The organism is Pseudomonas sp. BP01 (assembly GCF_022760795.1).
GTDB lineage: Bacteria > Pseudomonadota > Gammaproteobacteria > Pseudomonadales > Pseudomonadaceae > Aquipseudomonas > Aquipseudomonas putida_Q.
The window spans coordinates 12692-26434 of sequence record NZ_JAFBKA010000025.1; the positions used below are offsets into that span (position 1 = coordinate 12692).

At 63.3% G+C, this 13743-nt stretch carries 14 protein-coding genes; 9 read left to right on the plus strand and 5 right to left on the minus strand.

Translation table 11 applies throughout. The annotated features are described in order from the left end of the window. Nucleotides 1-94: 94 nt before the first annotated feature. The gene (locus JOY50_RS20570) at nucleotides 95-2458 is read right to left on the minus strand and encodes a penicillin acylase family protein (RefSeq protein WP_138737076.1); all 2364 of its coding nucleotides are present in this window, start codon (nucleotides 2456-2458) and stop codon (nucleotides 95-97) included. 87 nt (nucleotides 2459-2545) lie between these two features. Here JOY50_RS20570 and JOY50_RS20575 point away from each other — a divergent pair, with 87 nt between their 5' ends. Continuing rightward, nucleotides 2546-3112, plus strand: a complete 567-nt coding sequence (locus tag JOY50_RS20575) for a sugar O-acetyltransferase (RefSeq protein ID WP_132844861.1) — start codon at nucleotides 2546-2548, stop codon at nucleotides 3110-3112. Here the strand turns inward: JOY50_RS20575 and JOY50_RS20580 are convergent. After that, nucleotides 3091-3660: a DUF6436 domain-containing protein gene (locus JOY50_RS20580; RefSeq protein WP_019472487.1), complete on the minus strand. Its 570-nt coding sequence runs from the start codon at nucleotides 3658-3660 to the stop codon at nucleotides 3091-3093. The genes JOY50_RS20575 and JOY50_RS20580 overlap by 22 nt on opposite strands. A gap of 217 nt (nucleotides 3661-3877) precedes the next feature. Here JOY50_RS20580 and JOY50_RS20585 point away from each other — a divergent pair, with 217 nt between their 5' ends. Next, nucleotides 3878-4804 (plus strand): alpha/beta hydrolase, encoded by a 927-nt coding sequence (locus tag JOY50_RS20585; protein WP_132844863.1) that lies wholly within the window; start codon nucleotides 3878-3880, stop codon nucleotides 4802-4804. Here the strand turns inward: JOY50_RS20585 and JOY50_RS20590 are convergent, their stop codons facing one another. Next, entirely contained in the window at nucleotides 4805-5557 is a 753-nt protein-coding gene (locus JOY50_RS20590) for a DUF2059 domain-containing protein (RefSeq protein ID WP_019472489.1), read from the minus strand. A 113-nt stretch (nucleotides 5558-5670) separates the two neighbouring features. Here JOY50_RS20590 and JOY50_RS20595 point away from each other — a divergent pair, with 113 nt between their 5' ends. Beyond that, nucleotides 5671-6303: a 2OG-Fe(II) oxygenase gene (locus JOY50_RS20595; protein ID WP_138737091.1), complete on the plus strand. Its 633-nt coding sequence runs from the start codon at nucleotides 5671-5673 to the stop codon at nucleotides 6301-6303. Further along, a complete protein-coding gene (locus JOY50_RS20600; protein WP_138737077.1) occupies nucleotides 6290-6793 on the plus strand; it encodes a DUF523 domain-containing protein in 504 nt (167 codons plus the stop codon). The genes JOY50_RS20595 and JOY50_RS20600 overlap by 14 nt, the downstream gene beginning before the upstream one ends. Nucleotides 6794-6915: 122 nt before the next feature. Here JOY50_RS20600 and JOY50_RS20605 read toward each other — a convergent pair whose 3' ends face one another. Beyond that, complete coding sequence (locus JOY50_RS20605; protein ID WP_019472492.1) at nucleotides 6916-7404, minus strand: transporter substrate-binding domain-containing protein; 489 nt, start codon at nucleotides 7402-7404, stop codon at nucleotides 6916-6918. Nucleotides 7405-7627: 223 nt separating this feature from the next. On the opposite strand from JOY50_RS20605, the gene JOY50_RS20610 reads away from it, so the two are divergent. Next, nucleotides 7628-8104: a DUF4399 domain-containing protein gene (locus tag JOY50_RS20610; RefSeq protein ID WP_138737078.1), complete on the plus strand. Its 477-nt coding sequence runs from the start codon at nucleotides 7628-7630 to the stop codon at nucleotides 8102-8104. A 46-nt stretch (nucleotides 8105-8150) separates the two neighbouring features. On the opposite strand, the gene serA is transcribed toward JOY50_RS20610, so the two are convergent. Next, nucleotides 8151-9380, minus strand: a complete 1230-nt coding sequence (gene serA, locus JOY50_RS20615; RefSeq protein WP_016502115.1) for a phosphoglycerate dehydrogenase — start codon at nucleotides 9378-9380, stop codon at nucleotides 8151-8153. A 171-nt stretch (nucleotides 9381-9551) separates the two neighbouring features. Between serA and JOY50_RS20620 the strand changes: the two genes are divergently transcribed. From JOY50_RS20620 to JOY50_RS20635, 4 genes are all read left to right on the plus strand, one after another. Beyond that, on the plus strand, nucleotides 9552-10949 hold the full coding sequence (locus JOY50_RS20620) for an FAD-binding oxidoreductase (RefSeq protein ID WP_138737079.1): 1398 nt from the start codon (nucleotides 9552-9554) through the stop codon (nucleotides 10947-10949). 25 nt (nucleotides 10950-10974) lie between these two features. Then, complete coding sequence (locus JOY50_RS20625; protein WP_132844873.1) at nucleotides 10975-11640, plus strand: fumarylacetoacetate hydrolase family protein; 666 nt, start codon at nucleotides 10975-10977, stop codon at nucleotides 11638-11640. A gap of 182 nt (nucleotides 11641-11822) precedes the next feature. Beyond that, nucleotides 11823-12743 (plus strand): SdiA-regulated domain-containing protein, encoded by a 921-nt coding sequence (locus JOY50_RS20630; RefSeq protein ID WP_019472497.1) that lies wholly within the window; start codon nucleotides 11823-11825, stop codon nucleotides 12741-12743. 89 nt (nucleotides 12744-12832) lie between these two features. Continuing rightward, nucleotides 12833-13735, plus strand: a complete 903-nt coding sequence (locus tag JOY50_RS20635; RefSeq protein WP_132844879.1) for an SdiA-regulated domain-containing protein — start codon at nucleotides 12833-12835, stop codon at nucleotides 13733-13735. Nucleotides 13736-13743 lie beyond the last annotated feature (8 nt).

Here is a 13743-nt window from a genome sequence, read left to right on the forward strand (position 1 = left end):
GCCAGCTCCCACAGGTACTTCACAAGTCGTCAGGCCTACGCCGAACCTGTGGGAGCTGGCTTGCCGGCGATGGGCTGCGCAGCAGCCCTCTGGCTCATTCGCCTGGTACTAACCGCAAGGTACTTTGCGCCGGAATCACCCCCATCTGCGCCCGCTGGTACTGCCCCTGCACATACCCCTTGGCCTGGTCTGCATAATACCTGTCGAACGGAACGCCACTCTGCCCGACAGGGTTGATGGTCAGTGCCTGCCCGGCATCGGCAAAGTCGATCAGCCGCCGGGTCGACGGCCCATAGGTGACCGGCCACGGCGCCGGGCCGATCTTCGCCGAGAGGTTGTTCGGCACTTCATGGGTACCGGGTGCGGCGAACGGCCCGACGTTGAACAGCAGGTTCAGTGGCTTTTTCACCCCCAGCGGGTGGTTGTGGGTCAGGGTATGCGCCTTGCCCCATTGCCAGCTGGCCGGGTCGCTGCCCAGGGTGTCACGCAGGTGCTTCAAGCTGTGCTGCCAAGCCGTGCGCACGATGGCGGTCCGGTCGGTGCGCAGGTTGCCTCCGCGGGTGTTCCACCAGGGTGAATTGGCATCCGCCGCCAAGCGCGGCAAGGCGGCATCGATGGCACGGGTGCTGATCAGTACCGGGAACCACGTGTCACCCAGTTCGTCATGCAGGGCAGTAAATGCCAGTTCGTAGAGGAACTGGTTGAACAGCGTGGCGCTGATCGAATCCAGTGGGTAGTCGCCGCGCCAGGCAGCCAGCTGCTCGACCAGTTCCTTCTCTTCGTCACCTTCGGCCACTGCGCGCAGCGTTGCCAGCAGTGGTGCAAGGGTGCGCGGGCCATGGTCGCTGGCGACGTCCAGCTGCAGCGCCTGACTGTTCTGCGTATCCCATTTCACCTCAGGGTTGGCCAGCTGGCGGTCGAGCTGGCGGCCACGGTCGGGCAAGTTGTAGTAGCCCGGTATCGGCACCGCTGCCGGGGGCTGATAGTTGGCCGACACGATATAGCCGCGGGCCGGGTTCTCCTGCTGCGGGTTGACGTTGAAGGGGTAGAACCCAGGTTTGTCGGCCTGCACGCTGGCGCCGTCGAGGATGAACGCGGGGTCGACGCCGTCTGGGCGGATTGGCAGCTTTGCCGCCGCCCACCAGCCGATATCGCCACGGGCATTGGCCCAGACAAAGTTCAGCCCCGGCGCGTGGACCTTGGCAGCGGCTTCGCGCATCTTGCCCAGGGTATCGGCGCGGTTGAGCTGGTAAAAACCTTCGAGGATCGGGTTTTCGGTTTCCAGAAACGCCCACCACATGGCGATTGGCGTGGGCCCGGCCGTGGCGCCCAGCACGTCGTTGACGATCGGGCCATGGGGCGAGCGGCGCAGGCTGAGGGTGACCGGCGCTTCGCCTTTCACCGCAATCTGCTGTTCGGTCTTTTCCAGCGCCTGCCATTTGCCGTCGACCATGACCTGGTTGGCGTCGGCCGGGTTGGTGCGCTCGGCGATCAGGTCGACGTCGTCGTTCTGGAACATGGTCAGGCTCCAGCCGAAGTCGCGGTTGTGGCCCAGCAAGGCGAACGGGTTGAGCGCCTGGAAGTAGCCATACAGGTTGAAGCCGGGCGCCGACAGTTCGGCCTCGTACCAAACTGCAGGTACCGCGAAGCCGATATGCGGGTCGCCGGCCAGCAGCGGCTTGCCGCTGCGGGTGTGGCTGCCGGCCACCGCCCAGGCGTTACTGCCTTCGAACTGCGGGATACCGGCGTCGCCCAGTGCTTCATGGCTGAGCCGGGCAAGGGCCTCCAGGCTTTGCCAATCGGCAGCGGCCAGTGGCGCGCCGAGGGCGCCTTCGGGCTGCCAACCGAGGTCGAAGATGTTCAGGTATTCAGGCCCTAGCTGGTCGCGGATGTAGGTAAGCGCGGGCTCGGTGCGAAACGCGGCCGCGAAGCTGTAGGCCAGGTAACCGGCGATACTCAGGGTGTCTTCGGCGGTGAACGGGCGCGGGGTGATGCCGAGCAGGTCGAACTCCATGGGCTTGGCATGGCTGGCCTGCCAGCTGTTGACCCCGTCGAGGTAGGCTTGCAGGGCCTGCCAGGCAGGTGATTGCGGGTCCTGACGCTTGGCCATCAGTGCGGCCTGTTCGCGAATGCGCAGGCTGCGGAACAGGGTATCGGTGGGCAGCAGCTTGTCGCCCAGCACTTCGGCCAGTTCGCCACGGGCCAGCCGGCGCAGGATCTCCATCTGGAACAGCCGGTCCTGGGCATGCACATAACCCAGGGCGCGATACAGGTCTGGCTCGCTCTGCGCCTGCAGGTGCGGCACGCCGCGGCCGTCGTAGCGCACAGTGACCTGCGCTTGCAGGCCGGCCATGGCCACCTCGCCCTCGCGCTGTGGCAGTTTGCCCTGCACGTACCAGTAACCGGCGCCAGCGGCCACGGCCACAACCACGGCCAACAGGGTCAGGCTGCGCTTCATGCAGACTCCTTGTGCGTTCAAGCAAAAAATGTGGTCCGATCATCGGCGGATTCGCGAACAGAGCATAGCCCTCAGGAAGGAGTTTCCATGTCCCTCAGCGAAAAACAGAAAATGCTGGCCGGCCAGCTCTACCACGCTGGCTGTCCCGAGCTGCAGGCCGAGCAGATCGCCAACAAGCACTGGATGCACCGCTACAACAGCAGCGTCGAACTGCTCAACGATGCCCGTCACGGGCTGTTGGCCGAACACTTCAATCAAGTTGGCGCAGGCGCGGTGATCCGCCCGCCGTTCTATTGCGACTACGGCTACAACATCAGCGTCGGTCGCAATACCTTCATGAACTTCAACTGCGTGATCCTCGACGTGGTACAGGTGCGCATCGGCGACGACTGCCAGATCGGCCCGAACGTGCAGATCTACACCGCCGACCATCCGCTCGACCCCGAGGTGCGGCGCAGCGGGCTGGAGAGTGGGCGGCCGGTGACCATTGGCAACAACGTGTGGATTGGCGGTGCGGCGATCATCCTGCCGGGGGTGACCATTGGCGATAACGCCGTGGTGGGCGCCGGCAGTGTGGTGACGCGGGATGTGCCGGCGGGTGCGACGGTGGTGGGTAACCCGGCGCGGGTGCGTCAGCCCGCCCAAGGGCAGTAGCAGCCCACTGCCAGGGTATTGGAGGCGCTGACCTGGCGGCCGTCGAGCAGGGCCTTGAGGATGGGTTCGACGAAGCTGTTGCTGGCGTTGCACACCGCGCCTTCGCTGTAGGGGCCAAAGTAGGCCAGGCGGCCTTGCCGGTCCCAGATGGCCACGGCCGGGGAGGCGGGCAGGTGCTCGCTGCCGGGCAGGTTGGCGATGGGCTTGAGGGCGGTGAGGTTGGCGGGCAGTTGGCCGTGGCTGCCGGGCTTTTGCAGCACGTGGAAGGTAACGCCGTGGCCTGCGAACTGGCTGACCAGGTCGCCCAGGTGTTGCTGGTTGCCGACATTGCACGGGCACGCCGGGTCCCAGAAATGCACCACACGAACCGGGCCGGGGCCGGCCAGTTCGGCAGGGAGCTGCAGCTGGCTGCCGTCGAACAGCGTGGCTTGGTTGTCGAACGGGCGCAGGTAGCGGGCCTGGAAGGTGGTGTAGGCCTGCCAGGCCAGAGCGGTGCAGAGTGGCAGGGCAAGGGCAATCAAGATTGGTTTGACGAGTCGCGTCTGCATGGATGTCTGCGGATATCTTGTGGTGGGTTCACTGGCCCTATCGCCGGCAAGCCAGCTCCCACAGGTTATCCGCTGACCTCAGGCCCGAGGATAACCTGTGGGAGCTGGCTTGCCGGCGATAGGGCCAGTTCAGGTGACACATAGCCCAAGCTTGCCATGACGCCGGCCAGAGCTGAAGATTCCAGATCAATACATTGCATCAATGTGGATGTGCTCGATGCCTGCTGCTTTTCACCCCGACCTCCTGCGCACCCGCCTGGCGCCATTGGCCGCTCGCCAGCCGTTGACGGCCGAGGCGCAGGCCTACCAGCGCTTCTACGGCCTGAACCTGCCGGCACACAGCTGGCTGGGCGGTTTCCAGGCGGCGGGCTTCGACCTGGTCGGACAGGCCTGGTTGCCTGACCAGCCAACCGCGACGCTGTTCTTGCTGCACGGCTACTACGACCACATGGGCCTTTACCGGCACGTGATCGAATGGGCACTCAAGCAGGGGTTCGCCGTGATCAGCTGCGACCTGCCCGGCCACGGCCTGTCCAGCGGCGAGCGGGCCAGCATCAGCGATTTCGCGGTGTACCAGCAGGTGCTGGACGCGCTGTTCGAACAGGTGCGCACGCTGCAACTGCCGCGCCCGTGGCACCTGTGCGGGCAGAGCACGGGCGGCGCCATCGCGGTGGATCACTTGCTGCACCAAGGCGCGCGCAGCCCCATCGATGGCCAAGTCATCCTGTTGGCACCGCTGGTGCGGCCGTGTTCCTGGCGTTGGTCGAAGTTCAGCTACCGGGTGCTGCGGCATTTCGTCAACGGCATCGAACGGCGCTTCAGCGAGAACACCAACGACCCGGCCTTCCTGCCGTTTCTGGAGGCCGACCCGCTGCAACCGCGTCGCCTGCCAACTGCCTGGGTGGGCGCACTGATCGCCTGGGTCAAACGCATCGAGGCCGCGCCGCGCAGTTCGCGGCGGCCGTTGATCGTGCAGGGGGAGGCCGATGGCACGGTGGATTGGCCCTACAACCTTGAAGTGCTCAAGGCCAAGTTTGCCGAGCCGCAAATCCTGATGCTGCCCGAAGCCCGCCACCACCTGGCCAACGAGCTACCGGGCATCCGCCAGCGCTACTTCGATTTCATCGACCAGCGCCTGGGCTGATCATTTCAGGTCGTTGGCGCTCTGGCCAACTGCCAGACCGGCACGCACAGCGGCCAGGGCCGCCTGATAGTAGGCCTTGCCGTCGGCCGACTCGGCAAAGGTGGCGAACTGTTCCAGCTCGGCATCGGACAGGTCGCGGTAGACGTACAGCAGCGTGTTGTTGAGGTCTTCGCCAATCTGCCCCATCAGCCGCTGGCGCTGGCCGTCGAGCAGGCCCTGGGCCTGGCCGCCGCCGAACAGGCCGGGGATCATCGAGCTGAGGCTATCGGCTGCCACGCCGGCGATAGCCAGGCTCACTTCGGCGCCAGCCTCACGCGCCGGCAGGGCCTGGGCCAGGTGGCCGATGACCAGCAGGCGGTCGTCGCTGGCCTGGATCTTCGGCAGCCCCTTGGCGTTCTTGGCCAGCTCGTCCTTGCGGGTGGCCTTGAGTTCGGCGGCTACCACCTTGCGCCCCAGCGGTGACTGGAAGAACGCCAGGGCCGGGGCCGGGTTGGCCAAGGTGGCGCGCAGCTTTGCCTGGGCGCGGCGGTCCACCGCCTGGGCCTGGAAGCGCTGGTTGCTGTTGTTGACCAGCGCCTGGTAGACGGCGGGTGGCAAACTGTTGCGGTAGCGTTCCTGGGCGGCGCTCAGGGCATCAATGAAGTGGGCGCGCTGGTCGGGCCAGCCGGCGGCCTTGTACAGTTGATCCAGGTTGTCTGCCCAGACAGGCATGGTGCAGATCATCAGCAGAATCAGGGAAAACAGACGGCGCATTCAGGACTCCTGTCGGCAGGTGGCTATTGTCCTTGCCCCGGCGCCGGTTTGTCGAGATATCCGCGTGTTTCTCGGCCAAGTGGCGCTGTGCGGCGACAGGGCGAATGGATATGATGCGCGCCATGCACATCTCCCCTGAACACCCGATGCTTGCGGCCGTCGTCGACGATCTGGCCACCCATGGCTGGTCCCGGCAGGCGCTCTTTCTGCCTGGCGAACTGGTGCGCGCGCTGGCGGCCGAATGCCGGCGGCGTGATGCCGAAGGCGAGCTCAACCCTGCGGGGGTTGGGCGCGGTGTTACCCAGGAGGTGCGCGAAGCCATTCGCGGCGACCAGATCCAGTGGATCGACCCGGGGCAGGCCGAGGCCTGCGACCAGTACCTGTCGGCCATGGACCAGCTGCGCTTGGCCATCAACCAGGGCCTGTTCCTGGGCCTGGAAGACTTCGAATGCCATTTTGCCCTGTACCCACCGGGGGCGTTTTATCGCCGGCACCTGGACCGCTTTCGCGACGATGACCGGCGCATGGTCTCGGCCGTGCTGTACCTGAATGAAGATTGGCAGCCGCAGGACGGCGGCCAGTTGCGCATGTTCCTGGCAGGCGACGTGGAACTCGACGTCGAGCCTGTGGCGGGTTGCCTGGTGGTGTTTCTGTCGGGTGAAGTACCCCACGAAGTGCTGCCGGCCGGCCGTGAGCGGCTGTCGTTGACCGGTTGGTTCAGGCGCCGTGGCAATGACCCGTTCTGACCTGCCCAAAGTGCTGGTCAGCGCCTGCCTGCTGGGGCAGCCGGTGCGTTATGACGGCCGGGCCAGCGGGCACCCGGACCTGTTGCAGCAATGGCAGGCTGAAGGGCGCGTCGTACCGTTGTGCCCAGAAGTGTCCGGTGGCTTGCCGACCCCCCGCCCGCCAGCAGAGATCCCGGGCGGGCAGGGCGGTGCAGTGCTCGATGGCAGCACGCAGGTACTGACGGTGACGGGCGAAGATGTTACTGCCGAGTTTGTGGCCGGGGCGCAGTTGGCGCTGGAGCTGGTGCGTCGGCATGGCATCCGTGTGGCGGTGCTGAAGTCTGGCAGCCCCTCGTGTGGTAACCGGCTGACCTATGACGGCACGTTCAGTGGGGTGAAGGTGGCGGGGGAAGGGGTGACCACGGCGCTATTGCGGCGGGCCGGGGTGCAGGTTTTCAGTGAGCTGGAGCTTGCGCAAGCGCAGGCTGTGCTGGCTGGGCTTTCTGCTTAAGCCTGTACCGGCCTCTTCGCGGGTAAACCCGCTCCCACAGGGTCACCACATGACTCTTGGCCTGTGGAATACCTGTGGGAGCGGGTTCACCCGCGAAAGGGCCGGGGCAGGCAGTAAAAACCTTACTGCCCGGCTGCAGTCTCCTGCACACCCTTGAACCACTTCTGCTCAAGCTCGGCCGTGCGGCCACTGTCTTTCAAGCGCTGCAGCGCATTGTTCACCGCACTTTCGAACGCCGGGTTGTCCTTCTGGAACGGAATCACCAGTTTCTTCTCGGCAAACGGCAGGCTCACATCAAGCGGGCCGTCGCCCTTGGGCGCCTCACTCGATGGCGTGAGTGCAATGTCGTACTTGCCACTCTCGACACCTGTCAGTACTTCATCAGCCGGGGCTTCGACGAACTCGGCGCGCAAGTCCAGCTCCCTGGCCAGGTCCTGGCCAAACTCGATGTCGAAACCCGTCAGGTGGTCATCTTGTTTGAAGGCGTACGGCGAGTTGTCCGCCTGTACGGCAATGCGCAGTTCGCCCCGGTCGGCGATTTCGTCGATCAGCTCCGCCTGGGCCAATGGACTGATCAGTACTGCCAGCAGTACCCCTATGGTCGAACGCATGATTGCCCCTTTTCTTTTAACAGATGAAAAACATTCGCCACGGCTTTCTTCCTCGCCGTGATCGAGCGCAGCCTATGACCTTGAAGCCTCGACATTGTTTAACCCTGACTGAAATTTTTCTGTCAGGCAATGTGAACACCTTGGCGATTATTTCAACTAAGGTGAACTACCGTCGCCGCCGGATGAAGGGCGGCGGTCAATAAGTGAATCACAGGAGAAGTGAATGAACAGCCTATTTTCGCGCGCTGCCGTTGCCGGTCTGCTGATGGGAGCGTCGGTTTTCGCCGTTGCTGCGGACGCCCTGAAGAGCCAGGAGCCGCCCAAGGATGCCAAGGTCTTCATCGTTTCCCCCGCCGACGGTGCCACGGTCGACAAGACCTTCACCGTCAAGTTCGGCATCGAGGGTATGGCACTCAAGCCTGCGGGTGACCAGACCCCGCACAGCGGCCACCACCACCTGCTGGTGGATGTGGATAAAGACCCCGTGGTCGACATGCCGCTGCCGACCAGCCTGATGCCAGAGGCTGGCACCGCACTACCAGCGGGCCCGCAAGTGCTGCACTTCGGCAAGGCGCAGACCGAAACCAGCATCACCCTGACGCCAGGCAAGCACACCCTGCAACTGATCCTGGGTGACCAGTATCACGTGCCGTTCAAGCCAAGCGTCGAGTCGAAGAAGATCACTGTTGAAGTGAAATAAAAAAGGGAGGCCACAATGGCCTCCCTTTTTCATGCTGCAAGCAAACTTAGAACAGGACGCGGGAACGGATGGTGCCCTTGACCTGTTGCAGTTTCTCTTGCGCCAGGTCCGAGTACTCAGCGTCGACGTCGATCACCACGTAACCGACTTTCTCGTTGGTCTGCAGGAACTGACCGGAAATGTTGATGCCGTTCTCTGCGAAGACCTTGTTGATCTCGCTGAGCACGCCCGGGATGTTTTCGTGGATGTGCAGCAGGCGGTGCTTGCCTGGGTGAGCTGGCAGGGCCACTTCCGGGAAGTTGACCGAGGACACCGAGGTACCGTTGTCGCTGTACTTGACCAGCTTCTCGGCCACTTCCAGGCCGATGTTGGCCTGGGCTTCGGCAGTGGAACCGCCGATGTGCGGGGTCAGGATCACGTTGTCCAGGCCGCGCAGCGGGCTCTCGAACTCTTCGTCGTTGGAGCGCGGCTCGACCGGGAACACATCGATGGCGGCGCCAATCAGGTGCTTGTCCTTGATGGCGGCAGCCAGGTGGTCCAGCTCGACCACGGTGCCACGGGCGGCGTTGATCAGGATCGCGCCCTTCTTCATTGCGCGAATTTCTTTTTCGCCGATCATCCACTGGGTGGAGGGCAGCTCAGGCACGTGCAGCGAGACGATGTCGGCAAGGCCCAGCAGCTCGTTCAGGCTGGTGACCTGCACCGCGTTGCCCAGCGGCAGCTTGGTCAGCGGGTCGTAGAAGTACACCTGCATGCCCAGGTTTTCGGCCAGTACCGACAGCTGGGTGCCGATCGAGCCGTAGCCGACGATGCCCAGTTTCTTACCGCGGATTTCGAACGAATTGGCCGCGCTCTTGATCCAGCCGCCACGGTGGCAGGAGGCGTTCTTCTCAGGGATGCCGCGCAGCAGCAGGATGGCCTCGGCCAGCACCAGCTCGGCCACCGAACGGGTGTTGGAGTATGGCGCGTTGAACACGGCGATACCGCGCTCGCGGGCAGCTTCCAGGTCGACCTGGTTGGTGCCGATGCAGAAGCAGCCAACGGCTACCAGTTTCTTGGCGCAGTCGAAGATCTCTTCGGTGAGCTGGGTGCGCGAACGGATGCCGATGAAGTGGGCATCGGCGATCTTTTCCTTCAGCTCGGCTTCCGGCAACGAACCAGTGAGGTATTCGATGTTGGTGTAGCCGGCGGACTTGAGGGTATCGACCGCGTTCTGGTGCACACCTTCAAGAAGAAGGAACCGGATCTTGCTCTTGTCGAGAGAAGTCTTGCTCATCTGCGTAAACCTGTATCCCGGAGAAAAAATGGCGAGGGGTGATGCCAGGCGCGAGGGCAGCCTTAGCATGAACAGCGGGAGGGCTATGCTAGCATACGCGACACAATCTGAGCTTATCCCGACAGGTGAAGAGTGCTCAGGGTGACTATGAATAAGTCGAGAGTTCCAGCGATGACCCACCCCGCTGTTATTGAAGAACTGATGACCCTTGTCGACCCTGGCAAGGTCCTGACCGACGCGGCTTCCCTCGAAGCGTATGGCAAGGATTGGACCAAGCATTACCCCCCGGCGCCCAGCGCCATCGTCTTCCCCAAGACAGTAGAGCAGGTGCAGTCCATTGTGCGCTGGGCCAATGCGCACAAGGTGGCCCTGGTGCCATCGGGCGGGCGCACCGGGCTTTCTGCCGGCGCCGTGGCGGCCAATGGCGAGGTTGTCGTTTCCTTCGACTACATGAACCAGATTCTCGGCTTCAATGCCTTCGACCGCACCGTGGTCTGCCAGCCGGGGGTAATCACCCGGCAGCTGCAAACCTACGCCGAAGAGCAGGGCCTGTATTACCCGGTGGACTTCGCTTCCAGCGGCTCCAGCCAGATTGGCGGCAACATCGGCACCAACGCGGGCGGCATCAAGGTGATTCGCTACGGCATGACCCGCAACTGGGTGGCCGGGCTGAAAGTGGTCACCGGCAAGGGCGAGTTGCTGGAGCTGAACAAAGACCTGATAAAAAACGCCACCGGCTACGACCTGCGTCAACTGTTCATCGGCGCCGAAGGCACGCTGGGCTTCGTGGTCGAGGCCACCATGCGCCTGGACCGTGCCCCGCGCAACCTCACCGCCATGGTGCTGGGCACCCCGGACTTCGACTCGATCATGCCGGTGCTGCACGCCTTCCAGGGCAAGCTGGACCTTACAGCCTTCGAGTTCTTCTCCGACAAGGGCCTGGCCAAGATCCTCGCGCGCGGCGATGTACCCGCCCCGTTCGCGACCGACTGCCCGTTCTATGCACTGCTGGAGTTCGAGGCCAGCACTGAAGAAGTCGCCAACGAAGCGTTGGCCACCTTCGAGCATTGCGTCGAGCAGGGCTGGGTGCTGGACGGGGTGATGAGCCAGAGCGACACCCAGCTTAAAAACCTGTGGAAGCTGCGCGAGTACCTGTCGGAAACCATCTCGCACTGGACGCCCTACAAGAACGACATTTCCGTCACCGTGTCGAAAGTGCCCGCGTTCCTGCGTGATATCGACGCCATCGTCGCAGAACACTACCCGGATTACGAAGTCGTGTGGTACGGCCACATCGGCGATGGCAACCTGCACCTGAACATCCTCAAGCCCGAGCACATGAGCAAGGACGACTTCTTTGCCTCGTGCACCAAGGTCAACAAGTGGGTGTTCGATATCGTCAAGCACTACAACGGCTCGATCTCGGCCGAGCACGGTGTGGGCATGACCAAGCGCGACTATTTAGGCTACAGCCGCTCGCCGGAAGAAATCGCCTGCATGAAGGCAATAAAGGCCGTCTTCGACCCTAACGGCATCATGAATCCGGGTAAGATCTTCGCACCTGAATAAAAAGCAGTATCCAAAGGAGTCGGCCATGAGTTACCAGCACCAGTACGTAGACGGCACGCGCATTCACTTCCCGCTGGGCAAGGTGGTGTGTATTGGCCGTAACTATGCCGAGCATGCCAAGGAACTGGACAACCCGATCCCCACCGAGCCGCTGCTGTTCATCAAGCCGGGCAGCTGCGTGGTGCCGGCCGAGGGCGGCTTCAAGATCCCGGCCGAGCGTGGTTCGGTGCACTACGAGGCCGAAATTGCCGTGCTGCTGGGCAAGCCGCTGTCGACCCATCCGAGCGAGGAAGAGGTGCTGGACGCCATTTCCGGTTATGCCCCGGCGCTGGACCTGACCCTGCGCGACGTGCAGGCCAAGCTGAAAGAGAAGGGCCTGCCGTGGGAACTGGCCAAGTGTTTTGACGGCGCTTGCGTGCTGCCGCCGTTCGTCTCCGCTGCCAGCTTCGAGGACGTGACCGACATCCCGGTGCGCCTCACCGTCAACGGCGAAGTGCGCCAGGACGGCAACAGCGCGATGATGCTGAACCCGATCGTGCCGATGATCCAGTACATGGCGGCGCATTTCTCGCTGCAGGCGGGGGATGTGATCCTCACCGGCACCCCGGCGGGCGTGGGGCCATTCAATGTCGGTGACGAGCTGGTGCTGGAGCTGCCGGGCGTGAGCCGCTTCGAAAGCCGGGTGCTTTAACTCGACACCCGCGTCGCCTGCTTCGCGGGTAAACCCGCTCCCACAGGGACTGCACAGGCCTTGAATACTGTGCTGAACCTGTGGGAGCGGGTTTACCCGCGAAGAGGCCGGTCCTGTTTACTGATTTTTCACACCTGATCCGGATAATGCGCGGACCTACGCCCATTCCCCAGGACACCCGCATGCCATCACCCTCCAGCGCCCCTGCAACTCCCAAGCGTCGCTTCTACCTGCGCTGGCCCTTCGGCCTGGCCGTGGCGGCGGTGATCGGCTATGGCGTCGCGGTGGCCATGCACTGGGATGACCGCGGCGCGCTGTGGCTGAAGGAAGGTTTCGAAAGCACCGCCGAGCGCAGCGAAAGCGTGTGGTTGCCGGACTATCAGGTCGACATCGATGCCAAACCGTTACCGGGCATGGACGATGACGAAGCCTCGGACGTGGCCTTCAACCCGCATACCCGCACCCTGTTCGTGGTCATGGGCAAGAACCCGATCCTGGTCGAGCTGAGCCTGGAGGGCGATGTACTGCGCAAGATTCCGCTCAACGGCTGGAACAACCCGGAAGGCGTCGCGGTGCTGGAAGACGGCAACATTGCCATCACCGACGAGCGCCTGCACGACCTGACCGTGGTCAAGGTCGACGAGAAGACCACGGTGCTGAACCACGACGACTTCCAGAGCCACGACCTGGGCCCGTCGGTCAAAAGCAACAAGGGCTTCGAGGCGGTGGCCTGGGACCCGCTGCGCCAGCGCCTGATCATCGGCGAGGAGCGCCCGCCCAAGCTGTACACCTGGAACAGCGATGGCCGCAGCCCGCTCAAAGGGGAGAAGCAGCCGTTGCCTAGCGAAGAACTCGACCTGCGCAACCTGTCTGCCTTGGGTGTCGACCCGCGTACCGGCCACCTGCTGGTGCTGTCGGCCGACTCCAACATGCTGCTGGAGCTGGACGAGCAGGGCCAGCAGGTCAGCTTCATGACCTTGCTGGGCGGCTTCAACGGGCTTGAAGACACCATTCCGCGCGCCGAAGGGGTAGCCATGGACGACAAGGGCAACCTGTACATGGTCAGCGAGCCGGCGCTGTTTTATCGCTTCAAGAAGAACTGACAACATCATCAGAATTGTCTGATGCTGGCATTAAGCTTTGCTTCAGCCGTTAATGGTTAGATTCGCCACCCCCATGTCGAGTCTGCCCCATGCGTCGTCTTATTCGCCTGTTTCTTGCCCTGGCTGTTATCGGTCTGCTCCTGCTCGGCTGGGCCGGGCAGGAGTTTCGCCTGTTCGAGCGTGGCTGGTTCAACCTCAAGACCTGGTGGCAGCCCGCCGAGCAGAGCATCGGCCTGGACCGCTACCGTGTGGTGGTGGAGGCGCAGCCGGTCGAGGGGCTGGACGACGATATCTCCGCGCTGACCTACGACCCGGACCGAAAAACCCTGTTCACCGTCACCAACGCCCGCTCGGAGCTGATCGAGCTGTCGCTGGACGGCCGTATTCTGCGCCGCATACCGCTGACTGGCTTCGGCGACCCGGAAGCGGTGGAGTATGTGGGGCGTGACAGCTATGTCATCACCGACGAGCGTCAACAACGGCTGATTCGTGTTCGGCTGGAAGACGACACGATGTTTCTCGACGCCGGTGATGCCGAACAGCTCAGCCTGGGCATTGGCCTGAACGGCAACAAAGGCTTCGAGGGCCTGGCCTACGATTCGGCGGGCAAGCGGCTGTTCGTGGCGAAGGAGCGTGACCCGATGTTGATCTACGAGGTGCATGGTTTCCCCCATGACAACCCGGAAAAACCCTACGCCGTGCATGTGGTGCAGGACCGCAAGCGCGATTCACGGCTGTTTGTGCGGGACTTGTCGAGCTTGCAGTTCGATGAGCGCAGTGGGCACCTGCTGGCGCTGTCGGACGAATCGCGCCTGATGCTGGAGCTGGATGTGGAGGGCAGGCCGCTGAGTACCTTGTCGTTGCGCAAGGGCTTTCATGGGTTGCAGGCAACAGTGCCGCAGGCGGAGGGGATTGCGATGGACGAGGCGGGGACCATCTATCTGGTCAGTGAGCCGAACCTGTTTTATGTGTTCAAGCAGCCGGCAGATTGATTGCCTGT